This window comes from uncultured Mucilaginibacter sp., assembly GCF_937859865.1.
GTDB lineage: Bacteria > Bacteroidota > Bacteroidia > Sphingobacteriales > Sphingobacteriaceae > Mucilaginibacter_A.
Window position 1 is genome coordinate 1 of record NZ_CALMAT010000150.1, and the last position, 24112, is coordinate 24112.

Here is a 24112-nt window from a genome sequence, read left to right on the forward strand (position 1 = left end):
AGTTAAAGCAAGGCTGATGGCCAGGTTGGTAGCCACAAAACTTTTCCCTTCCCCAGAAATGGCAGACGTGATCAAGATCCTTTTTTGCTTGTTGCCGATACCAAGATAATTCAGCGTAGTCCTTAATTTTCTAAACTGTTCTGCAATTAATGTTTTTGGGTTTTTGCCGATAACGGTTGCATTTTTAGACTTCTCGGCAGTAATTTCTCCGATGACCGGCAATTTGGTCAAGCTTTCAATTTCTTTTTGGAACATTACTTTGCTGCTCAAAGTTTCTTTACCAACCACGATACCAAAACCGGTAACCAAAGCAAGCAGAACAGCACTTAAATAAGCAAATTTCTTTTTCGGGCTAACCGGATATTCGGAGGCTTTGGCACGGTCAACGATTTTACTGCCAAATAAATCTGAAACATAGGACAATTGGGTTTCTTCTTTCTTTTGCTGTAAAAACTCGTAAAGATGGCTTTTTAAACTTTGCTCACGGTTAATGTTGATCTCACGCATTTTTTGTTGATCGTTGCTGCCCACCTTTTCGAGAAATAATTTTCCCTGTGTACCTACAACAGTTTTGTTCGCTTTGTAAGATTGTAGCTTATGTTCGTTTGTAACCATATCGTCTTCTACACGAGCCAAACGTTCGTTGATAAATTTTAAAGTATTGGATGCCAATGCGTTTTTTTCATCCATGATAGATTTGTTGTAAACTTTAATCAGTTCGTTAACAATATCTTCGCCGCGTACCGAGCTTTCATCTGTAAAATCAAGATCAACAATACCAGGCATTTTATTGGCCGCGGTTACTTTTAACCTGGAAGCCAAAGAAGAAACTACATTTTTAGGGGCAATTAGTGAAAAATATAACTTTTTACCGGTTTCCTCCGGCGTACGGTAAATATTCTTTTTAAATTTCAACCTGCCATAAGGCGTAGCTACCCATTCATCCAAAATGTAAGTTTTGTTGCCAATTTTAACACTGTTTTTATCGGCCGTAAAATATACTTTGGCCACTTCCCGCATATTATTGCTGTCGGCAACGATGGTAACCGGGCTGCTGCTGTAAGCCGAAATGCTTTTAAAACGCTGCTCTTCGGAAACCGGAGCATATAAATCCAGGTTTTTTACGACATTGGTTAGCAAAGTTTTGGATTGGATTACCTCCATTTCATTATTAATGGTTTTTTTAGGCGATATTAAATCCAGTGATTCTAAAGTTTTTGCATCTTCAGAAACATCTTTTTCGTCTTTAATTAATATCCGGGCATGAACTTCGTATTGTGGGGTTGCAAATTTTAAGTAGAACCACGCACCGCCCAAAGCTATCAGAGTAAGCAATAAAAATAGCGGCCAGTACGGTAAATATCTAAATATAAAGCTGCTGCTAAAATTGGAGTCTTTATCTTCAGAAATTTTTCTGTTCATGATATTTTTCAACCCAAGTTGTTAAGTAATGAATGAGCATCTAAGATTAAATTTGAATTACCACACTTAAATTTTCTTACAACGATGCTTACTCAAGATAAAATTACATCAATTTATTGTATTGTAGATCACTTGTTAAAACAAGCAGGCCGTACAATTTTACTTTGTTCCCGGATCGGAAAGTGATATCAAAGCATTTGGTAAAACTACCTTTAAGCGTTCCTGCTGAAATCCATATCTGTGCTGATGCTGACTACACCGAATGATTAGGCAGAAGATGACTTAACAGATTCTAAACACATCCGCTTTTTCATTAGTAGGAAATCTAACAGTAAAAGACCAGATGAACCTACATAAGCTTGGATGATTTTTAAAAAACTGAAAACAAATATAGTTTGATAAGGCAAAAAGGAGTTTTAAATATTGACTTTGTAAAATTTAAGTTAAGGTAATACCTTTGAAAATGCTTCTTTTATCCACCTAAAAAACAGTAACTAATTTATTGCGGTATTTTTCTATTCTGATCTGAACAAATTTATGCAGGTAAAAGAAGCATTTTGATTTCTAAGGATTTAAAATAACAACCTGCTTATTTGGCTATCTCTTTAAGTTTGATTTCTACGCGGCGGTTTTTTTGGCGGCCTTCAGCTGTTTTGTTGGAAGCAATCGGGATGGTGCTGCCGAAAGGCACGGTTACGATACGGTCTTTTTTTACGCCTTTTGCAACTAAGTAATCTTTAACTTCTACCGCCCTTTTTTCTGACAGCACCCAGTTTGGTTTAAACTGGCCGATAGAATCCGCATGGCCACGCAGCGATACCACATAGTCGTCATCAATAATCAATTTGGCCAACTTGTTAAGATTAGTGTAATAAGCGGTGCGGACAGAAGCCTTGGCAAAATCATACTCCAGGTTGTGGGTTACTTCGGCAATCAAAGCGCTTTTGTCGATTGCGTTTGTTTTACGGGCAGTTTTTTTTGTTGGGCCTGCATCAATTGCTTTTACCCCTGCAAGGAAAAGCGTCATGGCCATAACCGTGATAAATAATTTAATTTTCATAATAGGTTGGTTTTAAGAAGTTAAATATAAATATACACAGCTTGAATTTATTTTTGTTTGCGTGCAGAAAAATTGGACTTTGCATGTACAGACAAGTACGAAATTTTCGGGGGAAAGATTTTTGTCAGGTCTGCTGGTACTTCTTTTACCACACAAAAATTATTGGTTGGATTGTAGCAAATCAAATTCCATGTATATGCTGGATACAAAAAGAACCAACAGGGCGTATTATTTCAGCTTGTAATTGAAGTTATTTCTTAAGCAGGAAGAAGGCTTGGACAAAATGTTTGGATTGAATCTTTGTATTGGACAAATGGTATTACCCTTTAATAAAAGCAACAAATATTACGTTTATTAAATTACTTATATAACTTTTTACTCCAAATTTACGTTACAAGGAATAATTATAATTATTATAAAAAGGAAATATTACTTATCATAGAATTTTTATAAATAAAAATATATGTAAAAGGTGGATTTAAATCATAATTATCTAAAATTTAAATTTTACATAATTATACAATTGTTGAAAGCACTTTTGCCTTTTAATTAATGATTACAATATATTGCTAAAATTAACTTGCTCAGGTTTTATAAACTATAAATGAAGACGCTTTTTTGTATATTATTATCATTCCTTACAGTCCTTAAGTTACAAGCTCAAGATTTTCAAGTTACTTTAGTTGACCCCTGCTTAACCATTGCAAAAAAATCTACCATTATCATTAATGACAATGCTATAGCCGCTACTACTACGCCAATAACCGCTACCGCAAACAATACCTTCAATTTCACACTATCCGCCAGCGCCAATACATCTGCTGGTGTTTACAATGCCTCGGGAAACTTAATACGTACGTTATGGAATGGCGTCCGGTATGATGCTGGCAGTTACAAAGCTGTTTGGAGCGGTGTGATGGATGATGGAACTTTAGCACCTCCCGGAACTTATCAGGCAAAAGTATTGACCAATAATGTAAAATATACTTGGGAGGGTGTTATCGGGAATACGTCATCCAGTCTGACGGACAACGTTTTTAAATCCTACGGTGGAAACAGTTGCTTTGCTTTTGTTGGTACAAAATGCTTTTATGGCCAGTTTTTTTATGAAGGCGGGACAAATAGCAAGTATTTCAACCTAAACGATATTGGCAGGACTTACGATATTAACGTTGGCGTACATGCAAGTACTCTTGATTGTGCAACCGACGGCACAAATATTTATTGGGCATGTCAAGATCAGTATCAGGGCAATGGACAACAATACAGCCAAAGCAACTACATCTTTGCTTCCAAAGCTGCTGATAACACACCTGTTTCCTTTAGTAATGAGAGTAGCCATACTTCGGGAAGGGAAAACGAGAATTACACCCATTTTATAGGGCTGGAAACTGTTGTATCAACTGCTTACAATGGTATTGCCGTCAACAATAATTTCATTTTTGCCACAAAAAGCTCAAACCAGCTACTTGTTTTTAATAAGCTGTCCGGTTCTGTTGTTCAAACTTTAACTTATAGCAATCCAGGAAAGTTGGCATCAGGTTCTAATAACGAACTGTGGATGGTTGTTAATAATGTGTTGAAAAAATTTTCAGTTAATGCCACGACAGGAGCGTTAACAGATGCAAATTTAACCGTTAATGCAAGCAACCCAGTGTGTGTAAGGATAAGCCCGGACAATCAGGTTGTTTTGGTTATGGATGCAGGGACCCACCAGATAAAAGCCTTTTCTAATAATACAGGTATGCAATTATGGGCTTTAGGACAGGCGGGTGGGTATGACACTAATGGCCCTACTGTTACAAACGATAAGTTCATGTTTAACAGGGTAGCTAACACAATACCGGCAATTGCTTATCAGGCAGATGGTTCTTTTTGGGTCAACGACATAGGCAACTACCGCACACTTCATTTTAATGCAGACCGGACATATAAGGAGCAAATTATGTACATGCCATCCTCCCGGTCTACCAATGCGGACCCTAACAATCCTACCCGTGTTTTTTGTGATGAGCTGGAGTTTCAACGTGATTATAGCAAGCCTTTGGACAACGGCGCAAACGGAAGCTGGAAACTGGTGAAAAACTGGAAAGTGGGGACTACATTAGACCCTTTTCATAAGTTTACCCAGGTTGTTACAATTGCAGGGCACACGTTGGCTTCGGGCGATAATGTTCTTTATGAGTTAACTAATATGGGGGCGGTAGTTTCTTTGCCCAGCTTTGACGGTGGCTTTAAAATTGAAGCAGACGGAAGTTTATACATCAGGACAAATAATGGCAACCAAAGTGTTAGTGTTTACAAAAGGCCATTTTTAGGCTATCAAAACGGGAACCAGCCGAATTGGGGCAACCAAATATTGATTGCCACAACACCAAACCTTACCTCAACATCACCCTATAATTTTGGCAACAATACCAGGGGCGCATCCACTAATACAGGTAGGTACTTCTTTTTTAACCCTGATGCAAATGCTTCAATACCTTATATTTTAAATGGGGCAACTACCGGTATAGGCTACCATTTTGGTGCAATTAAAACAGGTAACACAACATGGGACTGGCAAGCCTCAAAAAGTACATTTTTTGATTATCATGGCGATTATCCACGAAACGGGGATTTTGATATTGGTAATAATGATTACGGAAACCAGCATAGCGAAAACTGCCAGGCATTGGTAAACGGCAGTAATGTTTTTTGGAACGTAAACGCGGAATTTTGGCAATCAAGCGGTGTAAATATTTGGAACCACTTTAACGAAGATGGATTGTTAATAGGAAATTTTGGTGTAACCGGCCCTGAAGCAGCACAAAACGGAGAGGTTGCCATGGCCGGTAATTCTTTTTCAACTACATTAGTAAAAGTAGGCGGCGACTACTACATTTATCACTGCGACGAAAGCAGGCATGGCGGTGTACATAGCTGGCATGTTTCCGGGTTAAACACCATTGCAGAGCAAATTTTCCCAATTACAGTAAGTGCGAATGTTATCCCGATTAATGACGCCACAAGTTTAATGGCGGGACTACCTTATAGGTCAAATACTTTTACTGGTGGTAATGGATGGGCAGTAACTACACCTATAGGATTAACCATGAGCACCAACGTTTATACTTACGATAAAAATGTACCCTCAATTTCTATAAATGGAAACAGTACACAAATTGTAAAACGTTCCTTAAATAATGCAGCTGCTTTAAACAATTGGGTGTTAACCGGTTCATTATCTTTCACCGGGTCAGAACCCACAATTGGTAGTGATAATTACAATTACTTAGAATTGGTAGATGTTGCAGGCAAAGTTATTTGTAGGTTTTGGTCATATGCCAATACCCGTAACGGATATTATAGCCAGTTATTTATTAATGGACAGCAAATAGCCCAAGGCCCAAATGGCACTTTTAATTTTTTAAAGGGTTTTACAGACTTTACCTTTAATTATTCCGGTGGCTTGATGCGTTTTAAAATTGGTGCTTATGATTATGTTACGATAAACACGCCGACCGATACAGGTGGCAATTATGCCGTACCTGCTTTTTTAAGGGTTAATCAGGGAAGTCCGGGCAATCAAAATCATGCTATTAATTTATGTAAGTTAAAGTTTGTTGCAGGAAATTAAATAATTGAATGTAGGGTTATTACACAACTTTATACCGATAAAAGAAGCATGTCAAATATTATTTAAGCAAGTTGTGGGTGTTAATTTTAAAAAAATTATAACACTATCTAAAGTTAAAAAGAGAATAGTTTAATCAGGATATGAAGGATAAAAAACTAAACCTGAATTTAATTTCTAAGCTTGTATATTAGAGCCTGTTTAAATTTCTATCATAAAAATTTATAATGCTTCTTTTATGCCTGTAAATTCTGTTCCAGTAAAAAAAAGTACAATGTACCAATGATTTTTATACGGTAAAAGAAGCGTAGAAAATATGTTGAAGAAACTTTAAACAGGCTCTTACACAAAAAAATAAAAAAATTTAAAAATTTGGATTATTGGTTTTAAGATGAACGCAATAGGTTTACCATAAAATATTATGCTTTTTTTGGCATAACAAAATCTTTAAATTATCGTATAAATTAACAACAGCATAAGCAGGCATACTAATATCCACTTTGATTTGTAAAACTTATACCATTATATTTACCCCCAAATTAAGTTTAGTTATATGATTAAAAATCTATTTTTCGGCATATTGCTTGTTTTGTTTATCTCTTCCTGTGCAAGCAATAAAGATTTAGTTTACTTTAAAGATGTAAACCGCTCTGCAGTTACAGTTGAAAGTGCAGAAATTTATAAACCAGTTACCATTCAACCGTTGGATGTTCTGTCTATCAACATCAGCAGTGCCAACGCAGAAGCTTCTGCTGTGTATAACCGTGGCGTCGTCAGCAACAACCCAACTACTACTGTTTCCGGTGCCACCGACCAAGTGGGCGCACCAAACGGGTACTTAGTAGACCAAAACGGAAATATACAACTGCCCATATTAGGCAATGTCAAGGCAGCGGGGCTTTCGGTTTCGGAGTTTAAACAAGCGTTAACAGCTATGTTAGGAAAATACCTAAAAGAACCTTATGTTACAACAAACATTATTAATTTCAAAATCACTGTTTTAGGTGATGTAGGAAGGCCCGGAATACTGCGGGTTCAAAATGAACGTATATCTTTTACAGATGCGATTAGCTTAGCAGGTGATTTAACCCAAACAGCAATCCGGAATAATATATTAATCATTCGTGAACAAAACGGCAAAAGGCAATTTATTCCAGTAGACCTTACTTCTAAAAACATCTTTGATTCCCCCTACTTTTACTTAAAAAACAATGATATTATTTATGTAAGTCCGGGGAAATACAAATCCACTTTAGCTGTTGATAACTTTAATAGAAATTTTGGTATTGTCTCATCTATTGTTTCGATAGCCATTACTATTACATATATATTAATTAGAAAATAAACATGGATAACGACCAATTGTATTATGAAACGCCAGCGGCTATTCAGGAAGACAATTTTAAACAATTAAAATATTTCTTCTCTCAGTGTTTATACCATTGGCCGCTTTTTTTAATAGGTATCATATTAACTACAGGCATAGCTTATTACATAACCCGATCAGAAAAACCCTCTTATTTGGCCAGTGCCAGGTTATTGGTAAATATTGGAAAAGCAAATGAGGCCCCAACTTTACAAAGTTTAAATGCAGCCACTGTATCAAAAGGGGTTGACAACGAGATTGAGATATTAAAAAGCAGGCCTTTAGTTGTTAAAGCTGTTAAAGATCTTAGCTTGTACATTAATTATGAAGAAGTTGGCAAGTATTACCAAAAAGATATTTATGCAACCTCACCTATTCACTTTAGGTTAATTGGCAATGGAAAAATCACTAATCAGCAGGTTTTTGATATTATTGTACTTGCAGGAAACAGGTTTGCATTATACAAATCAAACGGCACATTTTTAAACGCTTCATTTGATAATATTTTAAAGAATAATTTTGGCGAATGGAAGTTAGACCCTACTGCTAACCTCAATAATTATATCGGTAAAAAAATCAGGATAAGCGTTTATAACCCTGATATGGTTGCTGCAGGTTTCCAGGGAAGAATATTTGCGATGACGCCAACACCCGAATCTAACCTGGTAAATTTAAGTATAAGCGATGAAGTACCGGAACGGGGAAAAGCATTTTTAAATGCTTTGATTACAAACTACGTTAATGCAACAAAAGAGAACAAAAAACAGGCAACTGCAAATGCGTTAAGCTTTTTAAATGACCGCCTTGCTTCTGTATCCCAGGATTTGAATAATGTGGAAAAAAAGGCTGCTGGTTATAAAAGCAGTAATCAGTTTACAGATATTTCTGCAAAAGGCAGTACTTATCTGGGAAATGTTACAAACAACGATGCTAAACTTGCCGAATTGAACATACAATTAGACCTGTTAGCAGGAATAGAAACCTATATCAATTCTTCACGTAACGAAGGGAACGCACCAACCGTAACCGGCATTACAGATCCAAGTTTAGGAAGTTTAGTCGGGCAATTATCTGTAGCACAACAGCAAAAAAATAAATTGCTGGCTACCACACAGGAAAGCAATCCGATCCTTGAACCGTTTAACAAACAAATAGCATCATTAAAAGATGCTATCAAAGAAACTATCCGTGGGGTAAGGTCTTCTTTGCTCACTACCAAAAGACAATTAGAGGCAAATAGTTCCAAGTACGAGTCCTCGTTTAAAGAAGTACCTGAACAAGAAAAAGAATTTGTTAACATCACCCGTCAAAAGTCACTTAAAGAAGACCAATACCTATACTTATCGCAACAGCGGGAGACCATAGCCTTAAATTATGCATCTACTATTTCCGATGTACAAATTGTAGATCAACCGCATGATGCAGGCCTTTCACCATCTAAAACACCAACAGTATTAACTTGTGCTTTTTTATTAGGCTTGATTTTGCCTGCCGGGTTTGTTTATGGCCGTAATGCCGTTAAAAATCAAATTACAGACAAAAGGGAAATTGAGAGCAGTACCAATATCCCGGTAGTTGCGGAAGTGAATTACGAGGAAGACAACTCTTTGCAAACCACAATCAGCCGTAGCGGAAACTTGTTGGGCGAACAGATCAGGGAACTTCGGACAAAGTTATCCTACCTGCACCAGAAAAAGCCAATGGGCCGGGTTACCTTATTAACATCGAGCACATCTGCAGAAGGTAAAAGCTTTATCACCAGCAACCTGGGTGCTGCTATTGCCGCTTCCGGGAAAAAAACAATCATCTTAGAATTGGACATGAGGAAGCCTAAGATTTCCAAAATCTTTGATCTTGATCCGGGGCATTTGGGGATAAGTGATTTTTTATCCGGCAAGGTTAACGATATCAACAAGATTATCCAAACCTCTTCCCTCCGCTCCAACTTGTTCGTCATTGGTGCCGGAACCCTGCCTGACAACCCGGCCGAGCTTTTAGAGAATTACAGGATGCAGGAATTAATAGATGCGTTAAAGGCAGAATATGCCGATATTTTATTCGATACACCTCCGGTACATTTGGTTACCGATGCTTTTATTATAGCTGATTTAACCGACGTTACCCTATATATTGTTAGGCAGGGCTATACCTCAAAAGAAGAACTTGACTTTATCAAACGTGTAGCCAAAGACAAAAGGCTTCGCATGCTTAATATCGTTTTTAACGGTATCCAGAACAAAAAATTTGGCGGTGGTTATCATTATGACAACAGTTATTACACCCAGAACACGAAGAAGAAATCGACTGTATCTGTCCTTAAAAACTTTATGGACAGGTTCTGAGGGCGTGTTTAAATTTTATTCAAATATTTTCCATGCTTCTTTTACCACATAAAAATCATTGTAATTTTTGTACCGGTATAATATCTAAATACAGAATTTATGGGCATAAAAGAAGCACTATAAGTTTTTTTTATGACAGAAATTTAAACACGCCCTGATATTTGTCCGTATAACCCATTCATCAGTCAATCTTTAACAAGTTATAATAAGCAAGTGTGCTTACCATAAAGCATACTTGTATTGCAATAATAAAAATCAAATTTTATTTGCTTTATCAATATAAGTATAATTGCAAATAAAAAAATCAGCAAATGGGACTGAATGGGCGAAGCTGTATTTAATCACTCCTGAACCTACTTGTAAATTTTATATGGTTACTTGTATAGTTTAAAAAAATAAAATGCTTCTTTTATGCCCTATTTTTTAATGTCTCTTTTAATAATATAAAGATTTAACATTTAACAATTTGTTAATTTGACAATTCAAAAATCAGTTGATAACAACTGTAATTTTTACGGGCGCAAAAACATTTTCTGATTATAGGGTTATACAAAAAGAACAATAATAGGTTGACAAGCTTAGAGTAGCACAAACAAAATGATTTAATAAATTTGCCACCTATTAAATCAAATACAATTTTTATTACAACTAAACCCATCCAAAAATTTTATTAAACAATAACAGATAATGATGAATAAAGATTTATTAGTACAAAATCAAACCTGGGACCTGGAAATTAAACCGCATAGCAGCGCTTTTGATTTGCACTTAAACGATGTTTGGAAATACCGGGACTTATTAGGGCTTTTGGTAAGAAGGGATTTTGTCTCCTTTTACAAGCAGACAATTTTAGGTCCGTTATGGTTTTTTGTTCAACCACTGTTAACCACCATCATGTTTACCTTTGTATTTGGAAGGTTAGCCGGTATATCCACAGACGGACTTCCACAACCGCTGTTTTACATGGCTGGTATTACTGCCTGGAACTACTTTGCCGATTGCCTGACCAAAACATCAACTGTTTTTAAAGACAATGCAGATATTTTCGGAAAAGTTTATTTTCCAAGATTAATCATGCCTTTAAGTATTGTATTGAGCAACCTGGTACGTTTTGGTGTTCAGTTCCTGCTGTTTTTATGCGTAATGGCTTACTACGCATTGCATGGTGCAGCCTTTCATCCAACCTGGGCAATCGTTTTGTTTCCGGTAGTAGTTATTTTAATGGCTGCAATGGGTTTGGGCGCCGGTATGATCATTTCTGCCTTGACCACCAAATACCGCGATTTGGCTTTCTTAATTACTTTCGGTATCCAATTGCTCATGTATGCAACCACAGTTATTTATCCTTTATCAGCCGCTAATGTAAAATACCGTTGGCTAATAGCTGCAAACCCAATGACGGAGCTGATCGAGACTTTTCGATATGGTTTTTTAGGAAAAGGAAGTTTTAGCTGGCCTGCATTAGGCTATTCTACTATTGTAACCATCGTATTTTTAATGCTTGGTACGATTATTTTCAATAAAGTAGAAAAAAGCTTTGTTGATACCGTTTAAGATTGTTTAAATAGAGTTTACCAAAGTAGAATTTTATTAGGCTATAATAAACGTTAATGCTTACTACAACTGCTGTCGAAATTTTGAATGGTTATTTTGATAAAATATTATTATTAACCATTGAAAGAAATTTGCATCGGCTGGAAGGTATCAATAAAAATTTTAATGGCCTTAACATTGAAGTATTTATGGGTGTAGATGGCGGCAAACTAAACATTCAGGAGTTACAAAGCACCGGTGAAATAGCACCTAATATTAACCAAATATACAAGCAAAATAATTTAGACTACCTAAACTTACGGGTGGGGCCATTACTGAAAAACCAGATAGCTGTAGCATCTTCACACAAAAAAATGTACCAGTATATTAAAGAAAATCATTTACAAAAAGTGCTTATCCTAGAAGACGACGCCATACCAGTAGAAAAGAACTTACAATACCTGGCAGAAACTTTAAAGCAGGTACCACAGGATTGCGAATTGCTGTTTTTAGGGCACATTTATAACAATGATTTTAGTTTTTTCGGGAAGCTGCGTTATTATTACCTCACTAATTTTTTCTACCGCATTGGCCTAAGAACAAAAGCTGTCATCCGTAAGAAAAAAAGTTATCCTACCAATTTTTCTTCCTTACTTAAGAAGCAAGGAGGGCATATTGGCACACATGCTTATGCTTTAATTGGCCAGGGAGCAGCTAAACTGCTGGATTTGCAAACACCATTAACTTATGGCGCTTCTGATCTGCTGACGATGGATGCTGTTGCAAACCATAAAATCTGTGCTTACACTTGCAGGTATATGTTTTTTCAACAAAATTCCAGATTGCCATCATCTGTATATAACAATTAAATTTAAGCGTCAAATTAAGACAACTTAAATTTTATCAAACTTCAAATCATTGGATTTTAATAAAATAAAACTCTATACCGATCTTTCCTTGTTAAAAATAGATCAGCCTGTTGTTGACCTGCTGGTTCCTTTTTGCGGACAGGACAGCAAAGAAAGAAACCCGGATTTGAACATAACTTTAGGCCGTTTTGATGATTATGAAGAAGAGGGCAAAGCGTTTATAGAACTAACATCTTTAGAAAATGCTGATGCATGCCTTTTGCCAATCAGGTATTCTCAGCAAAAAAACGACCTGGAGTTTGAGGAGGAAATAAAACTATTTTCCCAACTTGTAGGCGATAGCGGAAAGAAAACTTTTGTATTTCTTGGGTCTGACATTGATTACTTTGATGTTAAAATTAAAAATGCGATCATCTTTTGCAACACCCTTTATCAGTCGAAAAGAAAAAGCAACGAATACGCCTTTACGTTTTTCTTTGAAGATTTTATCGCCAAATATTATAATAACCAATTGCCTACTAGCACTAAGCCAGCTATTCCAACAATCGGTTTTTGCGGTTATGCCCCCCCCCTTGCCCAAAAGCCCGGAATTTATAAGCTAAAAGAAGTATTCCGGCTAATGATGAACTATTTGGGCGTGATGAAAACTTTCCCTTCTATATCGGCGCATTCTTATCGTGTCCGGGCCTTGCTTGCTATTATGAAGAGCAAAAAAGTAAAAAATAATTTTATCATCCGCACTAACTTTGGTTTTGGCGGCCCGGTTGGCGGCTTGTACCCAGGCGGGGTTAAAGAGTTAAACAGTTCTTTTCGAGAAGCTTATGTAAAAAACATCATTGAAAGTGATTATACATTATGTGTGAGAGGGTATGGCAACAACTCCATCCGTTTTTTTGAAGCTTTATGCTGTGGTCGGATTCCGGTTTTTGTAAATACCGATTGTGTTTTACCTTTTGATTTTTTGATTGACTGGAAAAAATATTGTGTTTGGGTAGAAGAAGCCGACATCAGTAGGATACCAGAAAAAGTATTAGAATTTCATAACAAACTTTCAAACGAAGAATTCAAAGCTTTGCAGGTAGAAATCAGAAACCTCTGGAAGACTTATTTTACGCCAGAAGGGTTTTTTAAGAATTTGCACTTGTACTTAAATATTTAATGATAAAGATCCAATTAAAACAATTTAATAAGAGTGGTAGAATTGTACTATGTCTTTAAAAAAAAATCTGCTTTAATAATTAATTTAAAGTAATAAATATAGAATGCGAAAAGTTTTTGTAACCTGCCCGGCTTATCTTGCAACAGGTGGAACAGAATTATTACATCAACTGGTTTATAAACTCATAAATAATTATAAAATTGAGGCTTATATATTTTATCCCAATGTTCAAAAAGAACTGGGAGATTGCCCAACCCCAAGCAAGTTTATAAAATATATTGGAAATAACTGGGTAGAAAAATTAGAAGATTCTCCAAATCAGATATTGATTATTCCGGAAACAACACCTAATATAATAGACAAATACAATAAAACTGAATTGTGGATATGGTGGTTAAGCGTTGATAATTTTTTCCTAAATCTCGGTACAGGTATATCTTATAAAACTTATATTAAACCTGATTTAAAGTGGAAAATCATTAGATTGTTAAATTTAAAGCCTTACAAAAAACTAAACATAGTTTTAAATGCACTTTCATACAAACAAAATATAAAATTACATTTATATCAATCCGAATATGCTAATCTATTTTTACAAACATTAAGTGTACAACGTATAAATCCTCTTTCAGATTACATTGATCAATCTTTAATAAGTAAGTGGGGAAACAAAACTGATGGCAGATTAGATCAGGTACTATATAATCCTGCAAAAGGATTTGCAATAACCAGCCAGTTAATAAAATCTTTCCCGGAAATAAAATGGGTGCCAATTATTAAGATGACATCTGAAGAAATATCAAAGTTGATGGCATCCTCAAAAGTTTACATAGATTTCGGGAACCACCCGGGAAAGGACCGGTTACCAAGGGAAGCTGCTTTAAATGGTTGTTGTGTCATTGTAAATAAAGAAGGCGCAGCAAATAATAAAGAAGATATAAATATTCCGGAAAAATTTAAAATATCCAATCCAATAAAAGAGCAAGACCGGATCATTCTTTTAATTAAAGAAATTTTTGAATCTTATAACAATCATTATTTACAATTTGAAGATTATCGTATCAAGATTAAAAAGGAAGAAAGTACTTTTGAAATTGAAGTTAAACAAATTGTAAAAAGTATAGGTGTTTAGGTAGATGTTAGCGCAGCCGTGTACAAACAATTATTTAGAAGTAAACAACGGGCTTGACAAGAAAAAAAATTAAAGCCTTGCAAGCAGCAACCAGAAATATTTGGAATACTTATTTCACAATCAAGGCTTTTACAAGAACCTTTTTTATACCTCAACCAGTAACAATAATTTACAAAGGAATACTGTTTTTATCGACTATTTTTTTAAATAAAATATACCATTATGTCAACAGCCATCAAGGTTGAAAATCTATCAAAAGCATATCAGTTGGGTACCATTGGCACAGGCACACTTTCGCGTGACTTGGAACGCTGGATTGCCAAAGTTCGCGGTAAAGAAGACCCTTTTTTAACCATTGGAGAAGCAAACGACCGGTCTGTAAAAGGCAGCAGCGACGTAGTATTAAGTTTAAACAACATTAGTTTTGACATACAACAAGGTGATGCCGTAGGTATCATCGGCCGCAATGGAGCAGGGAAAAGCACACTATTAAAGCTATTAAGCCGGGTTACCTCTCCTACCTCTGGCAGTATTAAAGTAAAAGGGCGTATTGCAAGTCTACTGGAAGTAGGTACTGGCTTTCACCCGGAACTGACCGGACGCGAAAATATCTTTTTAAACGGGGCCATTTTGGGTATGCGTAAAAAAGAAATAGCCCGGAAATTTGATCAGATTGTAGATTTTGCAGGTGTAGAACGGTACATTGACACACCAGTTAAACGTTATTCATCCGGTATGTACGTGCGTTTGGCTTTTGCGGTAGCTGCACATTTGGAATCTGAAATTTTAATTGTTGATGAGGTATTGGCGGTTGGAGATGCAGAATTCCAAAAAAAATGTATTGGAAAGATGAGTGATGTAAGCAAAGGTGAAGGTAGGACAGTATTGTTTGTGAGTCATAATATGGGATCCATTAAGGCTTTATGTAGCAATGTTGTAATACTGCAAAACGGATCATTAAACTTCCAGGGAGACATAGATACCGGTATACAAAAATATGTGTCTATCAATGCCAAATCTCCGTCTTCTATCTACCAATACTCATCTTTAGATAGTAATAAAAGCTTTTTTACTTACCTTAAAGTGATAGATAGTGACCGAAAGCAAAGAAGCGAGTTTAGGTTTGATGAGGAAATACTGTTAGAGTGTAAATTTAGTGTACTAAAAGAGCATCTTAATGCTAAAGTTAGTATTCAGGTAATTGATAAGTCAGAAAGAATTGTATTTACTTCAGAAGTTGGTGTGTCTGATTATACCAACAAAGAAAATTTTAAACCGAACTTAGATTTTATAATAAATATCCCTTCTCATCTTTTGGTTCCTAACGTTTATAGAATAAAATTTACATTGCACATACCTAATGTGGAGTATTTGGATTTGTTACAGGATGTATTGGAATTTACTGTAGTTGAAACAGGTACAGATTTTCACATATATGGCAATACAGATTATGGATGTGTGTTTGTTAATTGTGAATGGAATTTGATTTCGACCAATTAAACAAAGTTGTATAAATGGACAAGATAAAAGTTTTATATGACCACCAAACATTTGACACACAAACTATAGGCGGTATTTCAAGATATTTTTTCGAATTAATTTCGGCATATGAAAAAGATGAAACAATAGAGTGTAAATTGTCCCTCATATTTTCTAACAATGAATATCTAAAACAGCATCCCTATTATCAAAAAAACATTTCATCAAAGATAGCTCCTGTAGATTTTTATAAAAGTTTTTTTAAGGGGGCAGAATTTAAAGGAAAACATTTTTTATATAAAATAAAAACGAGATTTTTTTCTGAACCTATTTCAGTTAATAGTTCAGAAATCAATAAAAGCAACTCTATCCAAAAGATAAAAGAAGGTAATTTTGATGTTTTTCATCCAACTTACTATGATAATTACTTTCTAAATTATATTGGCAATAAACCCTTTGTTTTAACAGTACATGATTTAATTCATCAAATATTTCCAGAGTACGGCTTGTACAAGGATAATTTAGATAAAAATAAAGAAATGATCAATAGGGCTAATAAAATTATCACTGTTTCTGAAAGCACTAAGAAAGACTTAATAAATATTTTTAATGTTCCCGAAAATAAGGTTAAAGTAATACATTTAGCTAACTCTTTACAAGAAAGTACAAATCTTATAACTACTGAATTTAAAAGTAAAATACCTCATCGTTATTTGTTATATGTAGGCAATAGAGATATTTATAAAAATTTTCTTTTTTTTACTCAAATTTTTTCATCATTAGGGCCTGAAGCAAAAGATATTTCTATTGTTTGTACAGGGTCTCCTTTTAGTGCAGATGAAAAATATGCTCTTGGTAAACTAAATCTTAATAACCGTATAACAAGTATATATGTTAATGATGATGAATTAAGCTACTTATACAAAAATGCAATAGCATTAGTTTTTCCTTCTATGTATGAAGGGTTTGGCCTTCCAGTTTTAGAAGCTTTTAGTTGTGGTTGCCCTGTTTTGGTTAGTAATTCCAGTTCTTTAAAAGAAATCGGAGATGATGCCGTAATTTATTTTGAACCAAAAAATCCATCATCAATGTTGGAAGCATTAAAAAGTATTTTAAGTAATAAGGAGTTAAGAACAGATAAGATTAAAAGTGGTTATATACAATTAAAAAATTTCTCATGGGCAAAAACAGCAGAGAAAACCAAGAAAGTATATAGCGACCTAAAATTTAATTGAATTATTAAGACTGTTTAAATTATATCTTTAAAAAGACACTATAATATTTTATAAAGTGAATTTAACTAAGCGTTAAGAACCTATTTAAATTCTATTAAACTTATTCTACATGCTTCTTTTGCCACATAAAATCTTTAGTTTCTTTATCACTTTAACAGTAAATACAGACCTTACAGTTATAAGGAAGCATTATAAATTTATTAATTGAAATTTAAACAGCCTAAATAAATTTCATTTTTAATATCATGCAGCTTTCTATTATTACAATAAATTATAACAATGCTTCTGGTTTGGAACAAACTTTTAAAAGCATTGAGAACCAATCTTACAAACACTATGAATATATAGTCATTGATGGAGGATCAACTGATGGGAGTTTAAATATAATAAAAGAGTATGAACATTTATTGAATTACTGGATTAGTGAAAAGGATACTGGTATATACAATGCGATTAATAAAGGGATTCATATTGCAAAAGGTAAATATTTGTTTTTTCTTAATAGTGGAGATTTATTGCATGATAACCAAGTTTTAGATACGATTATCCCTGACTTAAACAATGAAGATATTGTTTATGGAAATTTATTAATCAAGGAACTTAATAGAAGTTGGTTAAAGATTTATCCTAGTAAATTACTTTTTAGCTATTTTCTAAATGATAGTTTACCCCACTCCGGAGGAATTTTTATTCTTAAAAGTGCTTTCAAAAATGAATTGAGGATATATGATGAATCTCTTAAAATTGTTTCCGACTGGAAATGGTTTATGTTAGCACTTTTTAAATATAATTACTCTTACAAATATTTAGACAAAACAATCGGAATATTTGACTTTACTGGAATTAGTGCTAGACCAGAAAACTCTAAATTATTACTATCAGAAAAAAAACAAGTTTTAGAAAAGTACTTTCCAAGATTTTATCCTGAAATAGCTAACTTAACAAGTTATAAAAATGAACTTTATATGTTAAAATCATCAAGATATTTTAAACTATATATGAAACTAAAAACGCTATTTTAATTTTGACAAGTTTATCTTTACCTATAATAGATATATCAGTTATAATACCGTGCTATAATAGTGGCAAATATTTAACAGAAGCTATAGAAAGTGTTGAAGCTTATGAAGGAATTTATTCCTATGAAATCATAATCATAAACGATGGTTCCACAGAAAGTAAAACTATTGCATTATTAAATAAATTAGCTGCTAACACTAACTTTATAATAATTCATCAAGAAAATAAAGGACCTGCAGCTGCACGCAATACCGGAGTAAAAAATTCAAAAGGAAAACACCTGCTTTTTTTAGACAGTGACAATAAAATACGAACTGAATATATTGATAAAGGGATAGAAGTTTTATCTATATACAAAAATGTTGGAGTAGTTTATGGTAACCCTTTTTTTTACGGCGAAAGTACTGGAAGAAATTTTATTCCAAAAGAATTTAGCTTAAAAACTATTTTATTTGCAAATTATATTGATACATGTACTGTTATAAGACGGAAAGTATGGGAAGATGTGGGAGGGTTTGATGAGGATAGAGAATTATCACAAGAGGATTGGGAATTTTGGATAAGAGTAGGCAAAACAAACTGGAAATTTTATCATATCAATGAGATTTTATTTGAATATAGAGTAAGAAATGATTCTCATGTTACGTCATCTTATAGCAAAGCAGAATATAGAAAACTATTAAAATATGTTTACACAAAACACATGGATCTTTTTATAGACAATTATATTTTAATGAATTATGAATTAGAAATATATGAAAGAGATAGTTTAACCCCAATTCGTACATTTGTTAAATTATTATATAAGAAAATAATAAATAGAAAAAACGCATAAATTGTAAATAATTTTGTAAAAAATCAGCTTTCATTGAAACCCAATTCTATTATTCATAAAATTATGTTTAGATTAAATTCCACAGTATATTAACTTATGTTATCGGTTGCAATGTGTACATATAACGGAGAGGAGTATTTAGATCAACAACTTAATAGTATCCTTAACCAATCTGAAAGTGTTGATGAAATTATTATCTGCGATGATAAATCAACTGATACAACAATAAAAATAATTCAAAGCTTCCAAAAACAACTTCCTGACATAATTAAACTACATATAAACAAAGCATCGTTAGGGCCAATAAAAAATTTTGAGAAAGCAATTAGTTTATGTACAGGTGAAATCGTTTTTTTATCAGATCAAGACGATGTTTGGGCAAAAGATAAAGTAAAAAAAATTGTAAGGAAATTTCAAGATGATCCAGGGCTTGAGGCTGTTTTTACCGATGCAAATTTGATTGACCAACATGGAATGTTATTAGGAAAAACATTGTTTGAGAACCTTGATTTTAATCTTCATAGTCAAAAAGAATGGTCTACGGGAAAAGCGTTTATAGAAATTTTATATTACAGAAATAAGATTACAGGTGCAACAATGGCTTTTAAAAAATCACTGTTTGAAAAAGTCGTCCCTTTTTTGATACTTAAAAATTTTTGGCACGATGCCCAATTGGGTTTACATGCCGCTTTGGAAAATAAGTTAGACTGGATAAACGAGCCTTTAATTGAATACAGGATACACGACAAGCAGCAAGTAGGTCTTGGAAACGGAACGACGTTACTGACTACTGAAAAAATAAGTTCAAGGGATTTTTTAACACAAAATAGACTTTTTCCTTCCAGTATTATATTGATAATAGAAAGTTTATTAACTAAATATCCAAAGCTGGATAAGGAGAATTTAGAAAAAGAAGCGCTTAGTCAAATACAATGGTTAGATCTAAGATTACAATTACCAAAAAATATTTTTTCAAGGACATACATTATTCTTAATAATATTAGTGCTTATAAAAAGCACAGTAATTCTTTATTAAAATCGATCATTAAGGATATCATCAATCTTTATTAATATAAGTTTAAGTTAAACCATGTTTGCTGTTTCCGTTATTATCCCTAATTATAATCATGCAAAGTTTTTAAATAAGCGTATTGATTCTGTTTTAAACCAAACTTATCAAAATTTGGAACTTATCATTTTAGATGATTGTTCTACAGACAACAGTAGGGAAATAATTGAACAATACCGTAACCATTCAAAAGTTGCACATATTCTTTTTAATGAAACAAATAGTGGTTCGCCTTTTTTACAGTGGCAAAAAGGGTTTGAGTTAGCAAAAAATGATTACTTGTGGATTGCCGAAAGTGATGATTATGCTGATATTAGGTTTCTGGAAGTTTTGTTGCCTTGCTTAATAGTAAACGAAAAGGTAGGCGTTGCTTTTGCAGATTCTAATACTGTAGATGCACAAGATGTAATTCATCCAGATTTTTATAAAAACTTTAGAAATTCCCGTTTTAAAACAGACAAATGGAACTATGATTATATAAAACCTGGTATTGATGAGATTAAAGAAAACCTATTTTTTGAGTGTACCATAAACAATACCAGTGCAATGGTTTTCAAAAAAAACCTGCTTCAATACGTAAACTTTGACCATCTCAAAAATTTTAGATATTGCGGCGATTGGTTTTTCTTTGTTTCATTGTTAAACCACTGTGATGTTGCATATAAAAAGGAAGCTTTAAACTTCTTCAAATACGGAACAGACAACTTTAAAAAAGGAACAAGATCTGTTATCAATTATTTTAAAGAGCGGTTTATGGTCCGCTACTATTTTTGGAAGGAATTGAAACCGTATTTTTCAGCACAAAAAAGAAAACAACTTTATCGGGAGTTAGGCATTGAAATGCGTATTCAACTAAATGAAATGTTAAAAAGAAACAGTAGCTTCCTTGAAACCATTCAATCTTTTACTTTTTTGTACCACATTAATAAAAGTTTATTTCGCAGGCAATTTTACAACTCGCTAAGAGCTTATATATGGAAAAACTAAAAATACTGCTTGTTGCAAGTGGCGTAATGACCAATGTATTAGGCATATTAAAAGTTCATTATGATTTAAAAGAGGCGTACGAAAAGCAAGGCCATTTGGTAGATGTTTTAGATTTTTCTGTCGTCTATCCCAATGGCTTCACTACATTCACAAAAATATTTGGAAAGCTGTACACTTACAAATTTTGGCAATACCTTAAAAAAAACGCTTATAAATATGATGTGATTGATGCAAATTATGACTGTATCCCTTACCCAAAAGAATCATTTGGTTTCAAAGGTGTGCTATTGGTAAGGTCTCACGGAATAAAACCTATTTATTACAAAGCTGAAGAAATTGTAAGTTATAAAAAAGCACTTACTGCCGAAAGGACAAATATTAAATTTAAAACAAGGCTTGGAAATATATACAGACGGCTACAAAAAGAAACTGGCTTAAAAGAATTCTATGCATCAGTAAAATATGCAGATTTGGTTCATTGTTTAAATAGTGAAGAGTACGATTATTACTTGGATTATGGAATACCAAAAGAGAAATTACTACTGATCGCTAATGGGGTGGCTGATAAGTTTATTCAAAGCTTTAATGCAGAAAAAACAACAGATAAAAAAAATACTTTGTGTTTTATCGGTTCCTGGACAATAAGAAAGGGAATAAAAGATTTTGATCAAATATTAACACAAATTCGAAAAGATATTGATATAAAAAATTTTTATTTGGTTGGTGGTTGGTATCCTGAAAGTTATGTGAAAAAGGACTTTGATATTTCAAATCACGACGTTTTGCGAATTATTCCAAACTTTGAACCTAAAGACTTGCCAAACTATATTAGAACAAGTAAAGTTGGACTTTTTCCAAGTTATGTTGAAGGTTTTAGTTTAGCTGTTATAGAACAATTGGCATGCGGGATTCCGGTTGTGGCATATAAAGTTCCGGGTCCTACAGACATTTTACAAGGATTGGATGAAACATTGCTGATCGAACCCGGAGATCAGAAAGCATTTGCCAAAAAAGTGATTGAAATTTTGAAGCTTGACGAAACAAAGTATAATGAACTATCAGAAAGGTGCAAACAGGAATCAAGAAAATATATGTTAAGTACTATTAGCAAAGAGTTTTTAGAGGCTTATACTACAACGCTTAATAAAAAGCACGTAGCAATGATCAATCAAGTAAGCTAATTTATTAAAACGTCGGTAATAGTATAGACCAAACCACAAATTCAAAAGTTATTACTTCTTAAATTTGCTTTTTAAAATTTTATAATGCTGCACGACTTTAAATTATATATATATGCAGTTTTTTTATAGCCTTTATCCCCTTTCATTTTATTAAGTTATTTTATTACAAACATATAATGAAATTTAGTATAGGAAAAGGAAGCTCTGTTCATTTAGGTTGTCAATTTACTGGTGTAACCTGTTTTAGTATGGGTAAAAACAGTGTTATAAACCAATATTGTAGGATAGATAACAGAGGGTATATTTCTATAGGTGATGATGTTTCAATTTCTCCTTGTGTTAATTTAATTACGGCTGACCATGATATCTATGCCAGCAATCTTATGGGCCGACAAAAAGAAATTATTATCAAAGAACATTTATTTATTGGTTCTGATGCCATGGTATTACCAGGTGTTATCATGGAAGAAGGATCAGTGTTAGGTGCAAAATCTTTGCTTACAAAATCTACGGTTGCCTTTGGTATTTATTCCAAGTTACCTGCTAAGCTTCGTGCAAACAGGCCTAATAACTTAAATTATGATTCATCTTATATAAGATGGTTTCATTAAAAAAACTTTTATTACCTCAATAAATATGAATTTGGAAATATCGCCTTTAGTATCTATCATTATCCCTATTTATAATAGCGAAACTTACATTGCCGATACAATTCTTTCATGTATAAACCAGTCTTATGCAAACATTGAGATAATATTAGTTAATGATGGAAGTACCGATAAATCTGAGGAAGAAGTTTTTAAGTTTACAGATAGTCGTATTAGGTATTTTAAAATACAGAACAGCGGTGCCTGTGAAGCAAGAAATTTTGGTATTGCTAATGCAAAAGGCCAATTATATCAATTTTTAGACCATGACGATCTTATTGAAAATGATAAATTAATGCATCAGGTTAACTGCTATGGGAAGAATGGAAACGATTATATTTATAGTGGTACAATGGGTTCAGTTTCTGGTAAGATCAGAACTATAGACCCAGGATATGAACTTTATAAAAAAGACTTTTCGCCGGAAAATTACTTTGAAACAAAATTAAGCTACTTTGCCGAGGATATTACAACTGGTGCATGGCTTGTCCCATCCAAACTTGTTAAATCTACCCATGGTTGGGACAGCCGTGCAGGGCTTAACGATGATGGAGAGTATTTTATGCGAATCATATTAAATTCTATTGGGATAATATTTTGTAAAGAAGCAATATTCTACTTTAGAAGAGATGTGCCAAACAGTTTAAGTAAGCAATTTAACTCTAAAGAGGTTTATATCAAGTGGTTTTTTTCTTACCAGTCTTACGCCGCAAACTTCTTAAAAAAATTTGAAAGCCCTACCGCTAAAAAACTTGCATGGAAAGCACTAAGTGTTTATTATATTAGTTCTTACCCATTATATCCTGATCTTTTAAAACAATGCAAAGCACAAATGAAAGAATTAGGTTATGATAAACCTTTTGCAACAGGCGGAAAAGGCTTTTTGATAGCAAGTAAATATGTAGGTGTAGAAAACGCGCTTAGGATTTGGAACTACAAACGTAAAGTTACGAAGCTGTTAAAGAATGCATAAAAACAACTTTGTATTTTTGGGCTAATCTCTTATAAAACTTGCTTCATCTTACATGTCAAATCTTCCAATACTCTGTAAAAATAAGCATGCTTCTTTTACAGAATAAAATTATGTTTGTATTTTTTCTTTTAGAAGTAGATATACACATTAATTTTTAGGTGATAAAAGAAGTATCAAAATTAAATAT

The 24112-nt window shown here is 33.6% G+C and carries 18 protein-coding genes; 16 read left to right on the forward strand and 2 right to left on the reverse strand.

The annotated features are described in order from the left end of the window. On the reverse strand, positions 1 to 1422 hold a 1422-nt coding region (locus Q0192_RS16185; protein WP_299291035.1), incomplete at its 3' end, for a Wzz/FepE/Etk N-terminal domain-containing protein. A 589-nt stretch (positions 1423 to 2011) separates the two neighbouring features. After that, complete coding sequence (locus Q0192_RS16190) at positions 2012 to 2482, reverse strand: OmpA family protein (protein WP_299291038.1); 471 nt, start codon at positions 2480 to 2482, stop codon at positions 2012 to 2014. A 604-nt stretch (positions 2483 to 3086) separates the two neighbouring features. On the opposite strand from Q0192_RS16190, the gene Q0192_RS16195 reads away from it, so the two are divergent. From Q0192_RS16195 to Q0192_RS16270, 16 genes are all read left to right on the forward strand, one after another. Next, a complete protein-coding gene (locus tag Q0192_RS16195; protein ID WP_299291040.1) occupies positions 3087 to 6101 on the forward strand; it encodes a FlgD immunoglobulin-like domain containing protein in 3015 nt (1004 codons plus the stop codon). Between the two features lie 550 nt (positions 6102 to 6651). Continuing rightward, a complete protein-coding gene (locus tag Q0192_RS16200) occupies positions 6652 to 7443 on the forward strand; it encodes a polysaccharide biosynthesis/export family protein (RefSeq protein WP_299291042.1) in 792 nt (263 codons plus the stop codon). Between the two features lie 2 nt (positions 7444 to 7445). Continuing rightward, the gene (locus Q0192_RS16205) at positions 7446 to 9806 is read left to right on the forward strand and encodes a tyrosine-protein kinase (RefSeq protein ID WP_299291044.1); all 2361 of its coding nucleotides are present in this window, start codon (positions 7446 to 7448) and stop codon (positions 9804 to 9806) included. Positions 9807 to 10493: 687 nt separating this feature from the next. Further along, positions 10494 to 11360 (forward strand): ABC transporter permease, encoded by an 867-nt coding sequence (locus Q0192_RS16210; protein ID WP_299291046.1) that lies wholly within the window; start codon positions 10494 to 10496, stop codon positions 11358 to 11360. Positions 11361 to 11416: 56 nt separating this feature from the next. Next, the gene (locus Q0192_RS16215; RefSeq protein WP_299291048.1) at positions 11417 to 12208 is read left to right on the forward strand and encodes a glycosyltransferase family 25 protein; all 792 of its coding nucleotides are present in this window, start codon (positions 11417 to 11419) and stop codon (positions 12206 to 12208) included. A gap of 49 nt (positions 12209 to 12257) precedes the next feature. Continuing rightward, a complete protein-coding gene (locus Q0192_RS16220; RefSeq protein ID WP_299291050.1) occupies positions 12258 to 13367 on the forward strand; it encodes an exostosin family protein in 1110 nt (369 codons plus the stop codon). Between the two features lie 103 nt (positions 13368 to 13470). After that, complete coding sequence (locus Q0192_RS16225) at positions 13471 to 14499, forward strand: hypothetical protein (protein ID WP_299291052.1); 1029 nt, start codon at positions 13471 to 13473, stop codon at positions 14497 to 14499. Positions 14500 to 14721: 222 nt separating this feature from the next. Beyond that, positions 14722 to 15999 carry an ABC transporter ATP-binding protein gene (locus tag Q0192_RS16230; protein ID WP_299291055.1) on the forward strand — a complete coding sequence of 426 codons (1278 nt, stop codon included), beginning with the start codon at positions 14722 to 14724 and terminating at the stop codon, positions 15997 to 15999. A 14-nt stretch (positions 16000 to 16013) separates the two neighbouring features. Further along, positions 16014 to 17213, forward strand: coding sequence for a glycosyltransferase family 1 protein (locus tag Q0192_RS16235; protein ID WP_299291057.1), 1200 nt, complete (start codon positions 16014 to 16016; stop codon positions 17211 to 17213). Between the two features lie 245 nt (positions 17214 to 17458). Continuing rightward, complete coding sequence (locus Q0192_RS16240) at positions 17459 to 18235, forward strand: glycosyltransferase family 2 protein (RefSeq protein WP_299291059.1); 777 nt, start codon at positions 17459 to 17461, stop codon at positions 18233 to 18235. Between the two features lie 2 nt (positions 18236 to 18237). Beyond that, complete coding sequence (locus Q0192_RS16245) at positions 18238 to 19068, forward strand: glycosyltransferase family A protein (protein WP_299291061.1); 831 nt, start codon at positions 18238 to 18240, stop codon at positions 19066 to 19068. Positions 19069 to 19164: 96 nt separating this feature from the next. After that, on the forward strand, positions 19165 to 20139 hold the full coding sequence (locus tag Q0192_RS16250) for a glycosyltransferase family 2 protein (RefSeq protein WP_299291063.1): 975 nt from the start codon (positions 19165 to 19167) through the stop codon (positions 20137 to 20139). Between the two features lie 19 nt (positions 20140 to 20158). Then, positions 20159 to 21124, forward strand: a complete 966-nt coding sequence (locus Q0192_RS16255) for a glycosyltransferase family 2 protein (protein WP_299291065.1) — start codon at positions 20159 to 20161, stop codon at positions 21122 to 21124. Then, on the forward strand, positions 21112 to 22305 hold the full coding sequence (locus tag Q0192_RS16260) for a glycosyltransferase family 4 protein (protein ID WP_299291067.1): 1194 nt from the start codon (positions 21112 to 21114) through the stop codon (positions 22303 to 22305). The genes Q0192_RS16255 and Q0192_RS16260 overlap by 13 nt, the downstream gene beginning before the upstream one ends. Before the next feature lie 176 nt (positions 22306 to 22481). After that, positions 22482 to 22916: an acyltransferase gene (locus Q0192_RS16265; protein ID WP_299291069.1), complete on the forward strand. Its 435-nt coding sequence runs from the start codon at positions 22482 to 22484 to the stop codon at positions 22914 to 22916. 25 nt (positions 22917 to 22941) lie between these two features. Beyond that, positions 22942 to 23925, forward strand: a complete 984-nt coding sequence (locus Q0192_RS16270) for a glycosyltransferase family 2 protein (RefSeq protein WP_299291071.1) — start codon at positions 22942 to 22944, stop codon at positions 23923 to 23925. Positions 23926 to 24112 lie beyond the last annotated feature (187 nt).